Here is a 19,519-nt window from a genome sequence, read left to right as displayed (position 1 = left end):
AAGCCATGATTCGGTTCGAGAACGTCACCAAACGCTACCGCGGCACGAAGCGACCAGCCCTGGCGGGCGTCGACTTCGAGGTCGAGCGCGGCGAATTCGTCTTCCTCGTCGGCGCATCGGGGTCGGGTAAGTCCACCTGTCTGCAGCTGATGCTCCGCGAAGAGGTCCCCACGTCCGGACGCGTTGCCGTGCTCGGACGAGACCTTCGTTCGCTTGCCAACCGCAAGGTGCCATACTTCCGGCGCCATATCGGCTCTGTCTTCCAGGACTTCCGGCTGCTGTCGACGAAGACGGTGTTCCAGAACGTCGCCTTCACGCTGCAGGTCACCGGTTCCTCGCGAGGATTCGTGCAGCAGGCCGTGCCCGAAGCGCTCGCGTTGGTCGGTCTTGCCGGAAAAGAGAAGCGGATGCCGCATGAGCTCTCCGGCGGTGAGCAGCAGCGTGTGGCGATCGCTCGTGCGCTGGTGAACCGGCCCCAGGTGCTGCTGGCCGACGAGCCGACCGGAAACCTCGACCCGGCCACCTCGGTCGACATCATGCAGCTGCTTGCGCGGATCAACGCTGGCGGCACGACCGTGCTCATGGCAACCCACGAAGCGGCTTTCGTGGACCAGATGCAGCGCAGGGTGATCGAATTGCGCGACGGCGAGCTCGTGCGCGACGAGATCCACGGCGGTTACGGTGACCGATCGATGATTCCGCAGTTGGTGCCGCAGGAAGAGCGCGGCGCCGCCGCGACGGCGGCGCTCAGCGCAGTGCAGGAAGTCCAGCGTGAGACCGAATCGCTTGAGCCGCTCACTGCCGAGATGATCGCATCGATGAAGGCGGCACGCGATGCTGCGCCTTCCGTCGGTGATGCAGAGTCGTCTCCGACGAGCGCCAGACCGATCACTCGCCCGGTACTTCGGCCAGACGTCGACGTCGCTGAGCTCGGCGTCGCCGACAGACTCGGTCTGTCGCGCGCCGATGACGACGAGGAAGTAGGGCCCACCTCGTGAGAGTCGGACTGATTCTGATGGAGGCCCTCGGTGGCCTCCGTCGCAATATCTCGATGGTGATCTCCGTCGTGCTCGTGACTTTCGTGTCGCTGACCTTCGTCGGCGCGGCGATCCTCATGCAGGGCCAGATCTCGACGATGCGCGATTACTGGACCGAGCGCGCGCAGGTCGCGGTGTACATGTGCTCGCCGGTGACCGATACGGAGAAGACTCCGACCTGTATCGACGGCGAAGCAACCGATGAGCAGGTCGAGCAGGTGCAGAGCGAGCTCGAGGGCCCTGCGCTGAACGCTCTCATCACCGATTTCCGTTTCGAGACCAAGGCAGAGGCCTACGACAAGCTGCTCGATCAGCTCGGAGATGAGCAGGCGAGTGTGCTCACCGAAGATCAGATGTTCCAGAGCTTCTGGATCACTCTGAAAGATCCCAGTCAGTCGCAGGTCATCGTCGAGGCGTTCAGCGGCGTCAACGGCGTAGAGGAGGTACTGGATCAGCTCCAGTACCTTGATCCGCTCTTCTCCGCGCTGACGGTCGCCACCTACATCGCTGTCGGCATCGCCGTGCTGATGCTCATCGCTGCCGTGCTGCTGATTGCGACGACGATCCGATTGTCGGCGTACGCGAGACGCAAAGAGATCGGAATCATGCGCCTTGTCGGCGCGTCGAACCGATTCATCCAGACACCATTCGTGCTCGAGGGCGTTTTTGCGGCTTTCCTCGGCTCAGCCCTCGCGAGCGCGGCAGTGATCGCCGGCATGCACTTCGGCGTCGAAGGATATCTGAAGGGTCGGGTGCCCTTCATCACTACCTGGGTCAGCATGCAGGATGCCATCATCGTCGTACCGATCCTGATTGCGATCGGTGTGATCCTCGCGGCTCTCTCGGCAGGGTTCGCGATCCGCAGGTGGCTGCGCACCTAGTAAGCTGGGACGCTTGTCAGCTGGAAGATTGGAACCGTCATGCCCAGGGAACGCGGGGAGAAGGTCATCGCGACCAACCGTCGCGCCCGTCACGACTACAACATCGAGAAGTCGTACGAGGCGGGCATGGTGCTCACCGGCACCGAGGTGAAGTCGTTGCGCCAAGGGCGCGCGAATCTCTCTGACGGTTACGCCTTCATCAAGGCAGGTGAGATCTTCCTCGATTCGGTGCACATCCCGGAGTACTCGCAGGGGCACTGGACGAATCACTCGGCCAAGCGCGTGCGCAAGCTTCTCATGCACCGCGAGGAGATCCACAAGCTCGAGCACGCGGTCTCTGCCGGCGGGTACACGCTCGTGCCGCTGAAGCTGTACTTCCTCGATGGCAGAGCCAAGGTCGAGATCGCTCTTGCCAAGGGCAAACGCGAGTTCGACAAGCGTCAGACGCTCCGCGAGCGTCAGGACACCCGCGAAGCAGCGCGCGCCATGCGGTTGCGCAACCGCATGGGCGACTAGCGCTCAGGCTCAGAAGCCGAAGGCCCGACCTAGAAACGCGATTTCGCGCTCGAGTGCATCGATGATCGTCTCCGCTCGCCGGAATCCGTGACCCTCTCCGGGATAAAGCACGTATTCGTGCGCGACACCGCGCAGAGCCAGCGCGTCACGGATCGCCTCTGACTGCGCGGGAGGGACGACCCGGTCGTCCTCGCCCTGCAGCAGCAGCACTGGCACGTCGATTCGATCGACGTGCGTGAGCGGCGAGCGGTCGATGTACACCTCTTCGGCTTCGGGCAGGGGCCCGACGAGACCGTCGACGTAGTGCTTCTCGAAGTCATGGGTGTCTTGCGCCAGCATCCGCAGATCGGCGACCCCGTACCTGCTGATGCCGGCGCTGAAAACTCCACCGCGCACAAGCGCGGAGAGCACGGTCCATCCGCCGGCAGATCCGCCGCGAATCGCGATTCGGGCGGGATCGGCGCGGCCGGACTCTGCAAGACCGCGAGCGGCGGCGAGCACGTCGTCCACATCGACGATGCCCCACTGGCCATCGAGACGCTCACGATAGTCGCGACCGTAACCGGTTGATCCGCCGTAGTTCACATCGAGCACGCCGATTCCCCGGCTCGTGTAGAACGCGATGGCCGCGGAAGCTGCGCCGGCCGCGTGTGCGGTCGGACCGCCGTGCACGAAGACGATGTACGGAGGTCGCTCGCTGTCGGGTGCGGACGCTTCGGGGTTGGCCGGCGCGTAGTCGAAAGCATGCACAGGTCCGTGCGTCCCCTCGATCGTGATCTGGGGGGCAGACGGCATCCAGCGGGGATCGGTGGGCGCGCCTCCGCGGATGGCGACGACCTCGCCGGAATCGACGTCCACACTCCACAGGCCAGCGGTGACGGCTGCGCCGCCGCCGGAGAGGAGCACGCGAGTGCCCGTGGCGTCATCGACGCTGATGTGCGCACTCGCGGGCATATCAAGCGCACGCGCAGTGCCGTCGGTGCCGATCACCACAACCTCGTCTGAACCGTTGGTGCGCACGGCGACGATACGGCTGTCGGCGAGCGGTTGGTACCAGCGATTGCCGAGTACCCACAGTCCATACCCGGTGTCGGCATCGGCAGGGGCGAATGGCGTCGGCTCCGATGCGCGGATGCCGTCCAGCTGCAGTCGCTGAAGCGCCCAGCGACCAGTCGGGTCGTCTGCGTACATGAGTTCGGTGTCACTCAGCCATTCCGGCTGCAGGCAGGCACGGGCGTGTGTGGAGGCGAGGGCGCCGTCATCGAGGGACATGACGCGCAGCGCCGCGCTCTGCCACGGCATCTGGCCATCTGGCCACTGCACCCAGGCGATGCGCGTGCCATCCGGTGAGAGCGCGGGGTGCGCGTAGAACGCATTTCCTTCGGTGATGACCCGCACGTGTGTGTTGTCGTCAGCCGCCGAGCCATCAGTGGGGATCTCGATGATCGCGCGAAGGTGCGGATCGACTGTCAGATCCTCGCGGACTGCGAGAATTCGGCCGTTCTGCACTCGAAGGCCGCCATGGTTCGGACCGGGAGCGGTGAGTGGGCGCGGCTCTTCGCCCGGGCGCCTCGCGTACACCCGCTGATCGCCTGCGTCGACGAAGAGCAACGTGCGCTCGGCATCCGCGGTCCATGCCCCGCCGCCGTACTCGTGAACGCGCGACCGCGCGCTCCACGGTGCGGGGAGCAATACCTCTCCCGTGGAGCTGCGTACCGTCACCCGTCCCTTCTCGGCGGGGACGGATTCACCCCACCACACCTCGTCGCCGACGAAACGGGCTCCGTCGATCTTCGGGCTGGATGCGGCGATGTCAGCGGGTGCGAATGGCGATGGCCAGGTTCCATACGGGTGGGACATGCTTCGAGCCTATGCGGGACGACCGACATGCGAGCTCATGCCGATCTGCCCCGGCGCGGATGCGGCCGCGGCGGAAAGATCAGACCGCGCGCAGCACTGCAACGACCTTGCCGAGCACGACGGCATCATCGCCGAGGATGGGCTCGAACGAGGTGTTGCGGGGGAGTAACCAGGTGTGACCGTCGCGCTGACGGAATGTCTTGATGGTCGCCTCGCCATCGAGCATCGCCGCGACGATCTCTCCGTTCTCCGCGGTGTTCTGCGTGCGCACGACGACCCAGTCGCCGTCGCAGATGGCGGCGTCGATCATCGACTCGCCGGATACCTTGAGCATGAACAGGTCGCCCTTGCCGACCAACTGTCGGGGGAGCGGGAAGATCTCATCGACCTGCTGGTCTGCGGTGATGGGGATTCCGGCCGCGATCTGACCGACCAGCGGCACCATCGCCGCATCGCCCACGGGAGTCGTGGAGTCCGCCGGGTTCTCGCCGCTCGTGCCAGGAAGGTCGATGAGCACTTCCATGGCGCGCGTCTTTCCCGGATCGCGACGCAGATAGCCGCTGAGCTCGAGCTGCCCGAGCTGATGGGTGACGCTCGAGAGCGACTTCAGCCCCACCGCATCGCCGATCTCGCGCATGCTCGGCGGGTAGCCGTACTTCGCGATCGAGGTCTGGATGACCTCGAGGATGGCCATCTGCTTCGGGCTGAGACTCTTGCGCCGACGAGTGCGAGGCGCCTCGGCGTCGGTGGCGGAGATGTCGCTCATGGTGCTCCTTCGTGCGCGATTCCGGGGCTGCTCTTCGAATGTCTGTGGCCCGTGGTGGGGTGTGGTTATCGAAACCGTATCCGAGAAACCGCCTGATTCGGAAGATCTGTTCGAGCGTGTCCGATGTTTTGGTTGCTCGGTTTCGAATAAATCTTGACAGATGTTCGAATTCGAATATATATTCGGTACGTAGCTTCGCATTCGTCGCTCCCGGCCGAGTGCCGAATGCGAACGCTACGCCAAAGAGGCAGAGGAGAAACCCATGAGCACGATCAGCATCGCAGCCCCGGCAGTCCACCCCGTTCGCTCAGCGACACGGCTCCGACTGACGACGCGTGGTCGCCGTGTGGTGACCGCTCTTGCGGCCCTCCCTCTTGCTGCGGGAATCGCGTTTGCGGCGATCGGCGGCGGATCAGCGATCGCATCGGGCGACGTCGTGCAAACGGCCTCCTTCGAGACGGTTACGGTCATGCCTGGCGACACGCTCTGGTCCATCGCGGAGTCTGTGGCACCGGCCGTCGACCCTCGCGCCGTGATCAGCGACATTCAGCGTCTCAACGCGCTGGGGCATGGCTCACTCCAGGTGGGTCAGCAGCTGGCGCTGCCTGCCGAGTACGCAGGCTGATCGCGCCGCTAAAATGAGGAGGGTGACTTCACTTGGTGATCTGCCCCTCCGCGACGATCTTCGCGGTCTCACTCCGTATGGCGCACCGCAGGCGCCGCTCGCCGTTGCGCTGAACGTCAACGAGAACACGCATCCCGTCCCCGACGAGGTGGCAAGCGACATTCTCGATGGCATCGCAGTGGCGCTGCGCGAAGTGAATCGTTACCCAGATCGAGAGTTCACTGCGCTCCGTGAAGCCTTCGCAGAGTACTTGGGCCACGGGCTCGAGGTCGATCAGATCTGGGCAGGTAACGGGTCGAACGAGGTGCTGCAGCACATCATGCAGGCCTTCGCCGGCCCTGCCCGAACGGTGTTCGGTTTCGCGCCGACCTACTCCATGTACCCGCTCCTCGCGCAGGGGACAGGTGCGAAGTGGATCGCCGGCATTCGTGAGGCCGACTACACGATCACTGCAGAAGACGCCGCAGCGCAGGTCGAGCAGGCCGATCCTGATGTCGTGATCCTCTGCACGCCCAACAACCCCACCGGCACCCCTCTCGGCCTCGACGTGATCGAAGCCGTCTATGAGGCAGCGCGCGGCGTGGTGATCGTCGACGAGGCGTACTTCGAGTTCGCCCCGCGTGACGCGGTGTCCGCGCTGACTCTGCTCGAGGGGCGCCCTCGCTTGGCCGTCTCGCGCACGATGAGCAAGGCCTTCGCCTTCGCCGGCGCGCGAGTCGGGTATCTGGCCGCTGATCCGGCATTCATCGACGCGCTGCGGCTCGTGCGTCTTCCGTACCACCTGAGCGCCCTCACACAGGCGGCCGCAGTAGCCGCATTGCGCAACTCCGAGACCATGCTCGGCATGGTCGACGAGATCGTCGCACAGCGCGATCGGATCACAGCGACACTCGAAGCTCTGGGCTACGAGCCACACAAGTCGTGGTCGAACTTCGTGCTGTTCGGCGGCGTCGCTGACCCTCGCGCGACGTTCGAATCACTGTACGAGCGTGGGGTGCTCGTGCGCGATGTCGGGATCCCGAATCACCTGCGTGTCTCTGCCGGTACTGAGGCGGAGACGACGGCGTTCCTTGACGCGCTGGCCTCGATAGACTCGGCGTCATGAGCGCTTCTCGCACCGCGTCCCGCACGCGCAGCACTTCTGAGTCTTCCGTCGAGCTCGAACTGAACCTCGACGGCACAGGTCGCAGCAGCATCGACACCTCTGTGCCTTTCTTCGATCACATGCTCACGGCGTTCGCCAAGCACTCACTCACGGACCTGACGATTCGTGCAACGGGTGACACGCACATCGACGCGCACCACACCGTCGAAGACGTATCGATCGTCCTCGGGCAGGCCATTGCCGAGGCCCTCGGCGACAAGTCGGGCATCGCACGTTACGGTGACGCTCTTGTGCCGCTCGACGAAGCGCTCGCGCAGGCCGTTGTCGACATCAGTGGACGCCCCTTTCTCGTGCACAGCGGCGAGCCCGTGGGGTTCGAACACCACCTGATCGGTGGCCACTTCACGGGATCCCTCGTGCGGCACTCGTTCGAAGCGATCGCATTCCATGCAGGCCTCACGGTGCATGTACGTGTTCTCGGTGGGCGCGACCCGCACCACATCGCCGAGGCGGAGTACAAGGCGTTCGCCCGCGCGTTCCGCGAGGCCAAGACGCTCGATCCGCTGGTTGAGGGGATCCCCTCGACCAAGGGAGCTCTATGACAAAGCCCACGGTCGTCGTCTACGACTACGAATCAGGCAACGTGCACTCCGCGGTCAAGGCATTGATCGCTGCGGGAGCCGACGCGAAGCTTTCCGGCGACCGCGACGAGGCGCTGGAGGCTGACGGACTGTTCGTTCCCGGCGTCGGGGCTTTCGCCGCGGTGCGTGCGGCGCTGCTCGCACGCGGCGGCGATGAGATCATCGACCGACGCCTCGCTGGCAGCCGACCGGTGCTCGGCGTCTGCGTCGGGATGCAGGTGCTCTTCTCTCACGGCGTCGAGCGCGGTCAGAATGTCGAAGGGCTGGGGGAGTGGCCGGGAACGGTCACTGAACTGAATGCGCCAGTGCTCCCGCACATGGGATGGAACACCGTCTCTCCGGATACGGGCAGCGTGCTGTTCCGCGGAATCGAAGACGAGCGTTTCTACTTCGTCCACTCGTTCGCAGCCCAGCAGTGGGAACTCGACGTCATTCCACCCTTTCCGAGGCCGAAGCTGACCTGGACGACTTACGGCGATCCCTTCCTTGCCGCCGTCGAGAACGGACCTCTCTCTGCGACCCAATTCCACCCCGAGAAGTCGGGTGAAGCAGGCATCCGCCTGCTCAAGAACTGGGTTGAGAGTCTTTGAAGACGTCGGCGTTTTTGAACCCGGCGTCACGTCGGGCTAATGTCGGGTGTCGTGCCCGGCATCCGGTGCACTCCACTCACCTGAGGATGACATGAACGACTTCGCGTCCACTCCCAAACTCACTCTTCTTCCGGCCGTCGATGTGGCCGGTGGCAAGGCGGTCCGCCTCACCCAGGGTGAGGCAGGATCCGAGACGAGCTACGGCGACCCGTTGGACGCCGCTGCCGAGTGGGTCGATCAGGGCGCGGAGTGGATCCACCTCGTCGACCTCGACGCTGCTTTCGGGCGCGGCAGCAACACTGCCGTCCTGCGCAAGGTGATCAAGCAGCACCGTCACGTGAACATCGAGCTCTCCGGCGGGATCCGCGATGACGCGAGCCTCGAGGCCGCTCTGGAGAGCGGCGCAGCGCGCATCAACCTCGGTACCGCAGCTCTTGAGAACCCGGAGTGGGCAGCCGACGTGATCAGCCGCTACGGCGAAGCTGTGGCCGTGGGACTCGACGTGCGCGGCACCACGCTCGCCGCTCGCGGATGGACGAAAGAGGGCGGAGACCTCTGGGAGGTTCTCGAGCGGCTCGAGGATGCCGGCTGCAGTCGCTACGTCGTCACCGACGTCACCAAGGACGGGACCCTGCGCGGACCGAACCTCGACCTGTTGCGCGAAGTGACCTCTCGTACCCCGAAGCCCGTCGTCGCATCGGGCGGGATCTCGAGCCTCGACGACATCATCGCGCTGCGCACGCTCGTGCCTCTCGGGGTCGAGGGTGCCATCGTCGGTAAGGCGCTCTACGCTGGCGCGTTCACGTTGGCTGAGGCGCTGGATGTCGCAGGCTCCTGACGACGGCGGCGACCACGGAAACACTGGCGATTCCGCCGGCGTCCCGTGGGAAGGGCGCAGTTTCGAGTCGAATCCGCATGCCGCGGACGACGGCTCCGCCGACCCGGCACTGCTCGCGGCTCTGCTGCGCTTTCGCGCGGGGGAGGGGAGCGAGATCGAAGTCGTGGATGCCTTCCGCAATGCGCGAGTGCTGATCCCGCTCATCGCTGAGAAGGGTGAAGAGGGCGTAGCCCCGAGCGGTCTGGCTGTCGACAAGACGCAAGAGCTGTCGATCGTGACGGTGTCGGCACCCGACGGGCGACGCGTCCAGCCGGTGTTCTCCTCCGTCGAGGCGATGCGGAAGTGGGATGCCGCGGCGCGACCGATCCCGGTCGAGGCCGTGCGTGCAGCACTTGCGGCATCCTCAGAGGACACCGATCTCATCGTTCTCGATCCGACCTCGCCGACTGAGTTCGTGATCCGTCGACCTGCGGTCTGGGCAGTCGCCCAGGGGCATGCCTGGGAACCGAGTCACCTCTCGCCCGAGGTGTTCTCAGCTCTCCAGGAGAGCGTTGCTCACGAACTGGCCGTGATCGATGTGTCAGTTGCTTCCGGTGACCCGGACGCGCGCTTGCATGGCCCTGAGCTCGTCGTCGTCCTTGAGCTCGTCGACGGCCTCGAACGCGAGGTCCTCGACGCAGTGCTGGCGCGACTCGCTCAGCGCTGGGCGTCCGATGACCGCATCGCGGTGCTCGCGGACTCGTTGACGGTCAAGCTCCGCCGCGCTAGTTGACCGGACCGGTCCACTTCTCGCCGGGCCCCTTGCCGATCGGGTCGGGGATGGTGGATGCTTCGCGGAATGCCAGCTGCAGTGAGCGTAGGCCGTCTCGCAGCGAACGAGCGTGCATGTCGCTGATCTCGGGAGCCGCAGCGGTGATCAGACCCGCGAGCGAGTTGATCAGCTTGCGCGCCTCATCGAGGTCCAGCTGCGAATCGGGGTCGTCGGCAAGGCCCAGCTTGACGGCCGCCGCGCTCATCAGGTGCACGGCAGTGGTCGTTATCACCTCGACTGCGGGAACATCCGCGATGTCGCGAGTGGCAGCGGATGCCGCGTCCTCTTGCTGCTGCCAGCGCTCGTTGCGCTCGTCGTGGCCATGATCATGAGCAGGAATCGTCACTTCGCCTTGCCTTCTGTTAGACTTTGGCGGGCTTCGGGGCGTAATGCTCCGAGTCGAAAGAGGATTCACTTCCCACCCGCGCTTGCCGTTCCAGGCTACCGGGTCTTGTACTCCGCCGGTTCACGCCGGTAGATCGGACGATGTCCGGTGTTCAGGGTGCGAAGCCGACGTCTGAATGTCGGCGGGTGGGTAGGCGTCTCCGTTTTCACGGTGCGTCGCAGAATGCGTCGCAGTGGCCAATCCCATCGTCTAAGGAGTTCCGCATCAGCGATCCCCGTACCAATGAGCGCATCCGCGTCCCCGAGGTCCGCCTCGTCGGCCCCGCGGGTGAGCAGATCGGCGTTGTCGCCATCCAGGTCGCGCTCCGCCTCGCGCAGGAAGCCGACCTCGACCTCGTCGAGGTTGCCCCCAACTCGAAGCCGCCCGTGGTCAAGATCATGGACTACGGCAAGTTCAAGTACGAGGCTGCCCAGAAGGCGAAGGAAGCTCGCCGCAACCAGGCGAACACGATCCTCAAGGAAGTCCGCTTCCGACTGAAGATCGAAGCTCACGACTACACGACCAAGCTCAAGCGCGCCGAGGGCTTCCTCAAGGCCGGCGACAAGGTCAAGGCAATGATCCTGTTCCGCGGTCGTGAGCAGTCCCGCCCAGAGCAGGGCGTCCGTCTGCTGCGCAAGTTCGCTGAGGACGTCGCCGAGCTCGGCACTGTCGAGTCCAACCCGACGATCGACGGACGAAACATGGTCATGGTGGTTGCACCCCTCAAGAACAAGTCCGATGCGAAGGCCGAGCAGAATGCTGTCCGTGTCGCGAACAAACAGGCTGCTCGTGACGCACGCACGTCCGACGAGTCTGAAGAAAAGCCTGCGGAGTAACGCCGCACTCACACTCCCGCATTGCGCGGGTTGACACCGTCGCCTGAAAAGGCGCCACACGAAGGAAGAGAAGATGCCGAAGCAGAAGACCCACTCGGGTGCTAAGAAGCGCTTCAAGATCACTGGTAGCGGCAAGCTGAAGAAGCAGCAGGCCGGTATGCGCCACAACCTCGAGCACAAGTCGAGCCGCCGCACGCGCCGCCTCAACCAGGACCAGGTGCTCTCGAAGGCCGACACCAAGGTCGCGAACAAGCTTCTCGGCCGCGGCTGAGCGCGACGCAAGCACGAATAGGAACACAGGAAAATGGCAAGAGTCAAGCGGGCGGTAAACGCCCACAAGAAGCGTCGGGTCATCCTCGAGCGCGCCAAGGGTTACCGCGGTCAGCGTTCGCGCCTCTACCGCAAGGCCAAAGAGCAGGTCATCCACTCGCTGGTCTACTCGTACCGTGACCGTCGCAAGCGCAAGGGCGACTTCCGTCGTCTGTGGATCCAGCGCATCAACGCTGCTGCCCGCCAGAACGGCATCACGTACAACCGCTTCATCCAGGGCCTCGGCCTCGCGGGTGTCCAGGTCGACCGTCGCATGCTCGCTGAGCTCGCGGTGAACGAGCCGGCAACCTTCGTGTCGCTCGTCGAGACGGCCAAGAAGGCTCTGCCTTCGGACGTCAACGCGCCGAAGTCGGCAGCGTAAGCTTCCACTCGCGAACGGGTGCTCTCCTTCGGGAGAGCGCCCGTTCTGCATTCACCCGCCCGTATCCGTAGACTGAGCACGTGCTGGAGAATCCGCGGTCCCCCCGTGTCCGAGCCGTTGCGAAACTCACCAAGCGCAGCGCACGAACAGATACTGGTCTCTTCCTGCTCGAAGGCCCGCAGGCGGTCCGTGAGGCGCTCTCATATCGCCCGGATGCCATCGTTGAACTCTTCGCGACGCAGACGGCATGGGAGAAGCACGCTGACCTGCGTGCAGCGACCGCCGAGCAAGGTGTGCGCGTCGAGTTCGTCACAGATGACGTGCTCAGTGCGATGGCCGACACTGTCACACCTCAGGGTGTGGTCGCCGTCAGCCGCCAGATTCCCACGGCACTGGACGATATCTTCGCGGCTTCCCCCCGACTGGTCGCGATCTGTGAAGAGGTGCGCGATCCCGGCAACCTCGGCACGATCATCCGCGCAGCGGACGCGGCAGGCGCGGATGCTGTCGTACTCACCGGACGCACGGTCGACCCCTACAACCCGAAGGTGGTGCGCTCCACGACAGGTTCGCTGTTTCACCTCCCGGTGTCCATCGGCGGGGATCTCGAAGACGTGGTTGAGCGTGCACACGCGGCGGGCCTCATCATTCTCGCCGCGGACGTGAAGGGCGATGACCTGCTCGCCGCACGCGCCGAGGGGGTGCTGACACAGCCGACAGCGTGGTTGTTTGGCAATGAGGCCCGCGGCCTTGAAGAGTCGTCCCTGGCGTTTGCCGACCATGTGCTCAAGCTGCCGATCTTCGGGCGAGCGGAATCGCTCAATCTCGCTACAGCGGCGAGCGTCTGCCTGTACGAGAGCGCCTTCTCCCAGCGGGCCGCTGACGGCGACTGAGAATATCGGTGGGTTACAAGTGGGTAACCCGCACGTGCTGGCCCTGGTTCCCGAGCCGGTGTGCTTCTAGTGTGGGGGAATGACCCAGACTGGCGCGCCACTTGTCGTGGTGGACAACGTTCAGAAGCACTACGGCGATTTTCAGGCCCTGACCGATATCAGCCTGACGGTGCATTCGGGCGAGGTGGTGGTCGTGATCGGGCCATCCGGCTCAGGAAAATCGACGCTCTGCCGCACGATCAACCGTCTTGAGACGATCACGAGCGGCACGATCTCGATCGACGGCAATGAACTGCCCGCAGAGGGCAAAGGCCTCGCCAAGCTGCGCGCCGACGTCGGCATGGTCTTCCAGTCGTTCAACCTGTTCGCGCACCTGACCATTCTCGAGAACGTCACTCTCGGACCGATCAAGGTCCGGGGGTTGTCGAAGGCGAACGCCGAGAAGGAGGCGATGGCGCTCCTTGAACGCGTCGGCGTGGCCCAGCAGGCGTCGAAACTGCCCGCACAGCTCTCCGGCGGACAGCAGCAGCGTGTCGCGATCGCCCGCGCCCTGGCGATGCACCCGAAGGTCATGCTCTTCGACGAACCAACCAGCGCCCTCGACCCCGAGATGATCAACGAGGTCCTCGATGTCATGGTGCAGCTGGCGAAAGAGGGGATGACGATGATCGTCGTCACTCACGAGATGGGCTTCGCGCGCAAGGCAGCTGACCGTGTGGTGTTCATGGCCGACGGTCAGATCGTCGAAGAGGCGACTCCGGAAGAGTTCTTCACGAACCCTCAGAGCAGCCGCGCCAAAGACTTCCTCTCCAAGCTCCTCACCCACTGATCTCTTCTCATACACAGCACCCAGCACACGAAGGAGACGCAATCATGCGACGCACACGCACACTGGCGGGAATCGGAATCGCCGCGGCAGCGCTGTTGGCCCTGACCGCCTGCAACAGCGGCACGCCGACGGAGCCGGGCAGCGACGGCGGAGACGCCAGCGCAGAGCCCTCTACCTGGTTCGAGGTCGCCAGCGACGTCCAGCTCGAAGGCAGCCCGACTTTCGACGAGATGGTCGAGGCCGGCAAGGTCACCATCGGTGTCAAGGAAGACCAGCCGAACCTCGGCTACCTCGATGTCACCACCAACGAACGTGCCGGCTTCGACATCGACATCGCTCGGTGGATCGCGGCATCCCTAGGCTTCGACGAGGAGCAGATCGAGTACAAGCCGATCGCGTCGGCCAACCGTGAGCAGGCGATCGTGAACGGTGACATCGACTACTACGTCGGCACCTACTCGATCACTGACAAGCGCAAGGAGCAGATCGACTTCGCTGGTCCCTACTTCATCACCGGCCAGGGCTTCCTCGTCGGCGTAGACAGCGACATCACCGATGTGAAGGATGTCTCCGACTTCAACGGCAAGACCGTGTGCTCGGCGACGGGTTCCACCCCGATCCAGAACATCAAGGAGAACTACCCCGAGATCAAGACCGAGGAGTACGACCTGTACTCCGCGTGCGTCGAAGACCTCATCAACGGCAAGGTCGACGCCGTCACGACCGACCAGGCGATTCTGATCGGCTACGCGGCCAAGTACCCGGACGAGGTCAAGGTCGTCGGCGAGCTATTCACCGAGGAGCGCTACGGCGTCGGACTCCCGAAGGGCGATACTGTCCTTCTCGACCACATCAACACCCTCTTCACCGATGGCGGCGACATCTGGCAGGCAATCTTCGACAAGAACCTCGGTTCGTCGGGAATCGAAGTCGAGCAGCCTGCTGTCGACTGAGTGATCTCAGGGGCGATTCCATCTTGGGATCGCCCCTCTCAACCTTCTGAAGGGGAGGACGACGCGTGGACGTCATCTTCGGGAACCTCGATCTCTGGGGCGAGGCCTTGGGCAACACCCTCTTGGTGTTCGTCTTCGGCGGCATCATCGCCCTTGTGCTCGGGCTGATCATCGGCGCGATGCGCGTCTCCCCGGTCCCGGTGGCGCGTGCAATCGGGACGGCCTATGTCAACATCATCCGCAACACCCCGTTGACGCTTGTCTTCTTCTTCTTCGTCTTCGGTTATCCCGTGCTCGGGCTGCCGAACCTCTCCAACACCGTGCTCGGCATCCTGGCGATCGGCATCTACACCGCCACCTACGTCGCCGAGACTCTGCGCGCCGGCATCAGCACGGTCCCTGTTGGCCAGGCCGAGGCGGCCCGAGCGATCGGCCTTCCATTCGGACAGGTGATGTCGCTGGTCATCCTGCCGCAGGCCTTCCGCTCCGTCGTTCCGCCGATGATGAGCGTGTTCATCGCGCTGCTGAAGAACACCACGGTTGCCGCAGGATTCTCGATCGGTGAGCTCGCGGCCCTGCGAGCGACGATCAACGACTCGCATGATCGAGCGGGCAGCCCGATGGAGGTTCTCCTCTGGGTCGCCGTCATCTTCGTCATCATGGTGCTGCTCATGAGCTGGGTCCAGCGCTATCTCGAGAACCGATGGAGGATCGCGCGATGACTTCTGTCCTCTACGACGTCCCCGGCCCGCGGGCACGGCGACGCAATGGCCTCCTGGCGATCGCGACTGTCGTTCTCGTCGCCGCCGTTGTCGGCTTCCTCATCTACCGCATGGCTGTCTCTGGACAGTTCGCGCCGGCGAAGTGGTACGTATTCACCTTCTCCACGGTGTGGGAGCAGATCCTCGAGGCGCTCGGGAACACACTTGCTGCCTTCGCCGTCGCCGCGATCCTCAGCCTCACGCTTGGCTTCGTCCTTGCGATCGGGCGAGTTTCCGACCACGCGTGGGTGCGCGTTCCTGTCACTGCGATCACCGAAATCTTCCGCGCCGTGCCGGTGCTGGTCATGATGATGCTGCTGTACTACGGCCTTCCGAGCATCGGCATCAAGATGGACCCGTACTGGGCTGTCGTGATCGCACTCATGGTCTATAACGGTTCCGTGCTGGCCGAGGCTCTGCGTGCGGGTATCGAGTCGCTTCCGCGGGGTCAGAAGGAAGCAGGCTACGCGATCGGGCTTCGCAAGAGCGGCGTGATGCGACTGATCCTGCTGCCTCAGGCGATCCGCGCAATGCTCCCGGTGATCGTGGCTCAGCTCGTCGTCACGATGAAGGACACCGCGCTCGGGTTCATCATCACCTACCCGGAGCTGTTGTACTACGCCAAGCTGCTCAGCTCGCAGGAGGGGCGTCCGATCCTGCAGTCGGCAATCGTCATCGGTGGCATCTACATCGTGATGTGTCTGATCCTGTCAGGCATTGCGAAGTGGGTCGAGATCAAGACCCGTCACTCGCCGAAGCTGAAGGTCATCGCCGCAGACAACGCCGCGGTTATGCACGAGGGGACCGACACCGAGATCATCGCGGCCCAGAAGGGCACGGGCAAGTTCGACGGGAACAGCACCGGCGGGGGAATCTGACGCACACCCCCGGTAGACTCGGTTCTCGTGTCAGACGCTCCAGAAATCACTCCAGAGGCGGTGGAATCCGCCGTCGCCGCCGCTCTCGACGCGATCGGTGCCGCCGCCAGCACCGCAGAGCTGAAAGCCGCCCGCGCCGCGCATGTCGCAGAAGGGTCGCCGCTGGCGGTTCTGAACGCATCGATGCGTCAGGTTGCGCCCGAGCACAAGGCCGCCTTCGGCAAGCTGATCGGCCAGGGCCGCGGCCAGGTCACTCAGGCTATGGCGGCGAAGGAGACGGAGCTCGCTGAGGCAGAGCTGGCTGCGCGGCTCGAAGACGAGCGCGTTGACATCACCGCCGTCGCATCGCGCACGCGCGTCGGAGCGCGGCATCCGCTGCCTCTGCTGCAGGAAGAGATCTCTGACATCTTCGTCAGCATGGGCTGGGAGGTCGCCGAAGGCCCCGAGCTCGAGCACGAGTGGTACAACTTCGACGCTCTGAACCTCGATCCTGACCACCCGGCGCGGCAGATGCAGGACACCTTCTACGTCGACCCCGCGAGCCGCCATCTGGTCATGCGCACGCAGACGAGCCCTGTCCAGATGCGCACGATGCTCACCCGCGAGGTGCCGATCTACGTCATCTCACCCGGCCGCGTATTCCGCACCGACGAGTACGACGCCACCCACCTGCCGGTCTTCACTCAGGTGGAGGGCCTCGTGGTCGACGAGGGCATCACGATGGCGCACCTCAAGGGCACCCTCGATCACCTCGCACGCCAGCTCTTCGGCGCCGAGGCGAAGACGCGCCTGCGCACCAACTTCTTCCCGTTCACCGAGCCGTCGGCGGAGTTCGACCTGTGGCACCCCACCTTCAAGGGCGGCGCCCGCTGGATCGAGTGGGGCGGCTGCGGCATCGTCAACCCCAACGTGCTCCGGGCGGCGGGAATCGATCCCGAGATCTACAGCGGGTTTGCGTTCGGGATCGGCGTTGAGCGGGGACTGATGTTCCGCAGCGATGTACAGGACATGCGCGACATGGCCGAAGGCGATGTGCGCTTCAGCGAGCAGTTCGGGATGGTGGTGTGATGCGCGTCCCGCTTTCGTGGTTGCGTGAGTACGTCGAGATGGCACCGGATGCCACGGCTGAGGACGTCTTCGCCTCGCTGGTGTCCGTCGGGTTCGAAGAGGAAGAGCTGCACGGCTTCGAGATCGAAGGCCCTGTCGTCATCGGGCAGGTGCTCTCCTTCGAGGAGGAGCCGCAGAAGAACGGCAAGACCATCCGCTGGTGCCAGGTCGACGTCGGTGAGGAGAACGGTGGGGTCCGCGGCATCGTCTGCGGTGCCGCCAACTTCGCCGTCGGGGACAAGATCGTGGCGACTCTTCCCGGCTCGACCCTCCCGGGGCCGTTCCCGATCGCCGCGCGCAAGACCTACGGGCATGTCTCTGACGGCATGATCGCCTCCGCTCGAGAGCTCGGACTCGGCGATGAGCATGACGGCATCCTGATTCTCTCCTCGCTCGGCCTTGACGCACCGGTCGGCACCGATGCGATCGCGTTGCTGCACCTGGACGACGAGGCCGTCGAGATCAACGTCACGCCTGATCGTGGCTACGCATTCTCGATCCGTGGTGTGGCGCGCGAGTACTCGCACGCCACCGGCGCCGACTTCCGCGATCCCGCAGCCCACGAGTGGGATGACGTGCAGCCTGGCACCGGGTTCCTGCTCGCCGTGGATGCAGAGCCGATCCGTGAGGGCAAGCCGGTGCAGGAGTTCGTTGCGCGCGCGGTGCGCGACGTCGATCCCTCCCGCCCGACGCCGCCCTGGATGGTCGCGCGCCTGTCGCTCGCCGGCATCCGTTCGCTCGGCATCCTCATCGACATCACCAACTACGTGATGCTCGAACTGGGAAACCCGATCCACGGTTACGACCTCGACAAGCTCTCCGGTGGCATCACGGTTCGCCGTGCCACCGCGGGGGAGAAGCTCACGACGCTCGACGGGCAGGAGCGCAAGCTCCACGTCGAGGACCTGCTGATCACCGACGAGTCCGGTCCGATCGGGCTCGCCGGGGTCATGGGCGGCGGCACGACCGAGATGACGGATGCCACGCGCAACGTGCTCATCGAGGCCGCGATCTTCGACCCGATCTCGATCGCCCGCTCCGCGCGCAGGCACAAGCTGCCCAGCGAGGCCTCCAAGCGCTTCGAGCGCGGGGTCGACCCGCTGATCCCGTTCGTCGCGGCCAAACGCGCAGCCGACCTCATGGTCGACCTCGCCGGCGGACGGATCGACGAGCTCGGCGGCGCGCTGTACGGCGAGTTCGAGATCGCCGGCATCGACCTGCCAGCAGAGTTCGTCCCTGGGCTCATCGGTGTGGACTACACCGATCAGGAGATCGTCGACGCGCTCGAGACGATCGGCGCGGAGGTCACTGAGACTGCTGAAGGATGGCAGGTCATTCCGCCGAGCTGGCGGCCAGACCTCACCGACAAGTGGACGCTGGCCGAAGAGGTTGCGCGCATCCACGGACTCGACCGCATCCCCTCCGTGCTGCCGGTGCCGCCGGCAGGGCGCGGCCTTACCGCTGCGCAGCTCGGTCGTCGCCGTATTGCGAACGCGCTTGCGGCTGCGGGACTTGTCGAGACGCCGACCTTCCCGTTCACGACCGATGCGCTCAACGACCTGCACGGCTCCGTCTCGGGGGAGAAGCAGCCCAGCATCAAGCTCGCGAATCCGCTCGATGGCCAGGTACCGTTCTTGCGCCGTTCGCTCGTGCCGACGCTGCTGCCGACCGCGCACCGCAACATCGCGCGCGGCCTGACCGATGTCGCGATCTTCGAGATCGGCGCGGTGTTCCTGCCTGAAGCCGGAGTCTCGTACGGCACCGATGACGTGCCGCCGCTCGGTCAGCGCCCCTCCGTTGACAAGCTCGCAGAGCTGAACGCGTCGATTCCGGCGCAGCCGCGTCACCTCGCGGCGCTGTTCACCGGAAACGTCACGCCGCGCCAGCCCGGTCGCGAGGCAGAGGCTTACGGCCTCACCGAAGCACTGGATGCCGTGCGCGTCGTCGCTGTCGCGGCCGGCGTGGACATCGATGTGGCCCAGGGCAGCCGTGCCGCGCTGCACCCCGGACGCGCGGGCGTGCTGAGCGTCGCAGGCACCGAGGTCGGATACGTCGGAGAGCTGCACCCGAACGTGGCTGCAGACGCCGACCTTCCCGGTTGCGCGGTCGTGTTCGAGCTCGACCTCGACGCTGTGCTCTCGCTTGCTGGTGACCGGGTCGTGGCAGCATCCCTGTCGCGCAACACCGCTGCCACGCAGGATGTCTCGCTCGTCGTTCCCATCGACGTCACCGCCGCTGACCTGCGCGCTGCGCTGGTCGAGGGTGCGGGTGAGCTGCTCGAATCCGCTCGCCTCGTCGACGACTACCGCGGCCAGGGCGTGGATGCGGGGCACAAGAGCTTGACCTTCGCGCTCCGCTTCCGCGCTGCCGACCGCACCCTCACCGCAGCCGAGGCGACCGACGCGAAGCTCGCCGGTGTCGCCGTGGCGACCGAACGGTTCGGCGCAAGCATCCGGGACTGACCGCGGGTCAGGTGCAAAGCGATTCGCAGAGCAAATCGCAGAGTGGAGAGGATG

At 64.9% G+C, this 19,519-nt stretch carries 22 protein-coding genes; 19 read left to right on the top strand and 3 right to left on the bottom strand.

All coding sequences use genetic code 11. From position 1 onward, the window contains the following. Positions 1-5: 5 nt before the first annotated feature. The 3 genes from ftsE to smpB are packed head-to-tail and all read left to right on the top strand — an operon-like array spanning position 6 to position 2,434. Complete coding sequence (ftsE, locus tag ACTU6V_RS12655) at positions 6-998, top strand: cell division ATP-binding protein FtsE (RefSeq protein ID WP_443475748.1); 993 nt, start codon at positions 6-8, stop codon at positions 996-998. Then, positions 995-1,918 carry a permease-like cell division protein FtsX gene (gene ftsX / locus ACTU6V_RS12650; RefSeq protein WP_443468896.1) on the top strand — a complete coding sequence of 308 codons (924 nt, stop codon included), beginning with the start codon at positions 995-997 and terminating at the stop codon, positions 1,916-1,918. The genes ftsE and ftsX overlap by 4 nt, the downstream gene beginning before the upstream one ends. A 39-nt stretch (positions 1,919-1,957) precedes the next feature. Then, the gene (gene smpB / locus ACTU6V_RS12645) at positions 1,958-2,434 is read left to right on the top strand and encodes an SsrA-binding protein SmpB (RefSeq protein ID WP_443468895.1); all 477 of its coding nucleotides are present in this window, start codon (positions 1,958-1,960) and stop codon (positions 2,432-2,434) included. Between the two features lie 9 nt (positions 2,435-2,443). On the opposite strand, the gene ACTU6V_RS12640 is transcribed toward smpB, so the two are convergent. Together ACTU6V_RS12640 and lexA are read right to left on the bottom strand one after the other, a co-directional pair. Next, positions 2,444-4,294 (bottom strand): S9 family peptidase, encoded by a 1,851-nt coding sequence (locus ACTU6V_RS12640; protein ID WP_443475747.1) that lies wholly within the window; start codon positions 4,292-4,294, stop codon positions 2,444-2,446. Between the two features lie 79 nt (positions 4,295-4,373). Next, entirely contained in the window at positions 4,374-5,060 is a 687-nt protein-coding gene (gene lexA, locus ACTU6V_RS12635; RefSeq protein WP_443475746.1) for a transcriptional repressor LexA, read from the bottom strand. Positions 5,061-5,322: 262 nt separating this feature from the next. Between lexA and ACTU6V_RS12630 the strand changes: the two genes are divergently transcribed. From ACTU6V_RS12630 to ACTU6V_RS12605, 6 genes are all read left to right on the top strand, one after another. Next, a complete protein-coding gene (locus tag ACTU6V_RS12630) occupies positions 5,323-5,685 on the top strand; it encodes a LysM peptidoglycan-binding domain-containing protein (protein WP_443468892.1) in 363 nt (120 codons plus the stop codon). Between the two features lie 13 nt (positions 5,686-5,698). Further along, entirely contained in the window at positions 5,699-6,790 is a 1,092-nt protein-coding gene (locus tag ACTU6V_RS12625; protein ID WP_443475745.1) for a histidinol-phosphate transaminase, read from the top strand. Beyond that, positions 6,787-7,392, top strand: coding sequence for an imidazoleglycerol-phosphate dehydratase HisB (hisB, locus tag ACTU6V_RS12620; RefSeq protein WP_443468890.1), 606 nt, complete (start codon positions 6,787-6,789; stop codon positions 7,390-7,392). Before ACTU6V_RS12625 ends, hisB begins: the two co-directional genes overlap by 4 nt. Further along, positions 7,389-8,021, top strand: coding sequence for an imidazole glycerol phosphate synthase subunit HisH (hisH, locus tag ACTU6V_RS12615; protein ID WP_443468889.1), 633 nt, complete (start codon positions 7,389-7,391; stop codon positions 8,019-8,021). Before hisB ends, hisH begins: the two co-directional genes overlap by 4 nt. Before the next feature lie 91 nt (positions 8,022-8,112). Further along, positions 8,113-8,859, top strand: coding sequence for a bifunctional 1-(5-phosphoribosyl)-5-((5-phosphoribosylamino)methylideneamino)imidazole-4-carboxamide isomerase/phosphoribosylanthranilate isomerase PriA (gene priA / locus ACTU6V_RS12610; RefSeq protein WP_417510510.1), 747 nt, complete (start codon positions 8,113-8,115; stop codon positions 8,857-8,859). Beyond that, a complete protein-coding gene (locus ACTU6V_RS12605; protein ID WP_443468887.1) occupies positions 8,843-9,631 on the top strand; it encodes an SseB family protein in 789 nt (262 codons plus the stop codon). The genes priA and ACTU6V_RS12605 overlap by 17 nt, the downstream gene beginning before the upstream one ends. Here the strand turns inward: ACTU6V_RS12605 and ACTU6V_RS12600 are convergent. Next, positions 9,624-10,016, bottom strand: coding sequence for a DUF1844 domain-containing protein (locus ACTU6V_RS12600; protein ID WP_443468886.1), 393 nt, complete (start codon positions 10,014-10,016; stop codon positions 9,624-9,626). The genes ACTU6V_RS12605 and ACTU6V_RS12600 overlap by 8 nt on opposite strands. Positions 10,017-10,255: 239 nt before the next feature. On the opposite strand from ACTU6V_RS12600, the gene infC reads away from it, so the two are divergent. The 10 genes from infC to pheT all read left to right on the top strand — a co-directional run bounded on the left by infC (position 10,256) and on the right by pheT (position 19,465). Next, positions 10,256-10,891 carry a translation initiation factor IF-3 gene (gene infC, locus ACTU6V_RS12595; RefSeq protein ID WP_443469230.1) on the top strand — a complete coding sequence of 212 codons (636 nt, stop codon included), beginning with the start codon at positions 10,256-10,258 and terminating at the stop codon, positions 10,889-10,891. Between the two features lie 73 nt (positions 10,892-10,964). Continuing rightward, the gene (rpmI, locus tag ACTU6V_RS12590) at positions 10,965-11,162 is read left to right on the top strand and encodes a 50S ribosomal protein L35 (RefSeq protein ID WP_087133207.1); all 198 of its coding nucleotides are present in this window, start codon (positions 10,965-10,967) and stop codon (positions 11,160-11,162) included. A 33-nt stretch (positions 11,163-11,195) separates the two neighbouring features. After that, a complete protein-coding gene (gene rplT, locus ACTU6V_RS12585; RefSeq protein ID WP_417510501.1) occupies positions 11,196-11,582 on the top strand; it encodes a 50S ribosomal protein L20 in 387 nt (128 codons plus the stop codon). An 80-nt stretch (positions 11,583-11,662) separates the two neighbouring features. Continuing rightward, positions 11,663-12,475: a TrmH family RNA methyltransferase gene (locus tag ACTU6V_RS12580; RefSeq protein WP_443468885.1), complete on the top strand. Its 813-nt coding sequence runs from the start codon at positions 11,663-11,665 to the stop codon at positions 12,473-12,475. A gap of 79 nt (positions 12,476-12,554) precedes the next feature. Next, complete coding sequence (locus ACTU6V_RS12575) at positions 12,555-13,304, top strand: amino acid ABC transporter ATP-binding protein (RefSeq protein WP_443468884.1); 750 nt, start codon at positions 12,555-12,557, stop codon at positions 13,302-13,304. 44 nt (positions 13,305-13,348) lie between these two features. After that, positions 13,349-14,257, top strand: a complete 909-nt coding sequence (locus tag ACTU6V_RS12570; RefSeq protein WP_443468883.1) for a glutamate ABC transporter substrate-binding protein — start codon at positions 13,349-13,351, stop codon at positions 14,255-14,257. 65 nt (positions 14,258-14,322) lie between these two features. Beyond that, a complete protein-coding gene (locus ACTU6V_RS12565; RefSeq protein WP_443475744.1) occupies positions 14,323-14,979 on the top strand; it encodes an amino acid ABC transporter permease in 657 nt (218 codons plus the stop codon). After that, a complete protein-coding gene (locus ACTU6V_RS12560) occupies positions 14,976-15,896 on the top strand; it encodes an amino acid ABC transporter permease (RefSeq protein ID WP_443468881.1) in 921 nt (306 codons plus the stop codon). The genes ACTU6V_RS12565 and ACTU6V_RS12560 overlap by 4 nt, the downstream gene beginning before the upstream one ends. Positions 15,897-15,923: 27 nt before the next feature. Then, positions 15,924-16,964, top strand: a complete 1,041-nt coding sequence (pheS, locus tag ACTU6V_RS12555; RefSeq protein WP_443475743.1) for a phenylalanine--tRNA ligase subunit alpha — start codon at positions 15,924-15,926, stop codon at positions 16,962-16,964. Next, positions 16,964-19,465 (top strand): phenylalanine--tRNA ligase subunit beta, encoded by a 2,502-nt coding sequence (pheT, locus tag ACTU6V_RS12550; RefSeq protein WP_443468879.1) that lies wholly within the window; start codon positions 16,964-16,966, stop codon positions 19,463-19,465. The genes pheS and pheT overlap by 1 nt, the downstream gene beginning before the upstream one ends. Positions 19,466-19,519 lie beyond the last annotated feature (54 nt).

Origin of the sequence: Microbacterium zouquanmingi (assembly GCF_052266675.1) — a bacterium.
Taxonomy (GTDB): Bacteria; Actinomycetota; Actinomycetes; order Actinomycetales; family Microbacteriaceae; genus Microbacterium.
Note: the sequence above shows the minus strand (reverse complement) of the source record. Positions and strands in the feature narration are given on the sequence as shown.

Excerpts from the sequence above, each read along its gene's own strand:
- ftsE (WP_443475748.1), top strand. The coding sequence starts at position 6 with ATGATTCGGTTCGAGAACGTCACCAAACGCTACCGCGGCACGAAGCGA.
- smpB (WP_443468895.1), top strand. The coding sequence starts at position 1,958 with ATGCCCAGGGAACGCGGGGAGAAGGTCATCGCGACCAACCGTCGCGCC.
- ACTU6V_RS12640 (WP_443475747.1), bottom strand. The coding sequence starts at position 4,294 with ATGTCCCACCCGTATGGAACCTGGCCATCGCCATTCGCACCCGCTGAC.
- lexA (WP_443475746.1), bottom strand. The coding sequence starts at position 5,060 with ATGAGCGACATCTCCGCCACCGACGCCGAGGCGCCTCGCACTCGTCGG.
- ACTU6V_RS12630 (WP_443468892.1), top strand. The coding sequence starts at position 5,323 with ATGAGCACGATCAGCATCGCAGCCCCGGCAGTCCACCCCGTTCGCTCA.
- ACTU6V_RS12625 (WP_443475745.1), top strand. The coding sequence starts at position 5,699 with ATGAGGAGGGTGACTTCACTTGGTGATCTGCCCCTCCGCGACGATCTT.
- hisB (WP_443468890.1), top strand. The coding sequence starts at position 6,787 with ATGAGCGCTTCTCGCACCGCGTCCCGCACGCGCAGCACTTCTGAGTCT.
- hisH (WP_443468889.1), top strand. The coding sequence starts at position 7,389 with ATGACAAAGCCCACGGTCGTCGTCTACGACTACGAATCAGGCAACGTG.
- priA (WP_417510510.1), top strand. The coding sequence starts at position 8,113 with ATGAACGACTTCGCGTCCACTCCCAAACTCACTCTTCTTCCGGCCGTC.
- ACTU6V_RS12605 (WP_443468887.1), top strand. The coding sequence starts at position 8,843 with ATGTCGCAGGCTCCTGACGACGGCGGCGACCACGGAAACACTGGCGAT.
- rpmI (WP_087133207.1), top strand. The coding sequence starts at position 10,965 with ATGCCGAAGCAGAAGACCCACTCGGGTGCTAAGAAGCGCTTCAAGATC.
- rplT (WP_417510501.1), top strand. The coding sequence starts at position 11,196 with ATGGCAAGAGTCAAGCGGGCGGTAAACGCCCACAAGAAGCGTCGGGTC.
- ACTU6V_RS12575 (WP_443468884.1), top strand. The coding sequence starts at position 12,555 with ATGACCCAGACTGGCGCGCCACTTGTCGTGGTGGACAACGTTCAGAAG.
- ACTU6V_RS12570 (WP_443468883.1), top strand. The coding sequence starts at position 13,349 with ATGCGACGCACACGCACACTGGCGGGAATCGGAATCGCCGCGGCAGCG.
- ACTU6V_RS12560 (WP_443468881.1), top strand. The coding sequence starts at position 14,976 with ATGACTTCTGTCCTCTACGACGTCCCCGGCCCGCGGGCACGGCGACGC.
- pheT (WP_443468879.1), top strand. The coding sequence starts at position 16,964 with ATGCGCGTCCCGCTTTCGTGGTTGCGTGAGTACGTCGAGATGGCACCG.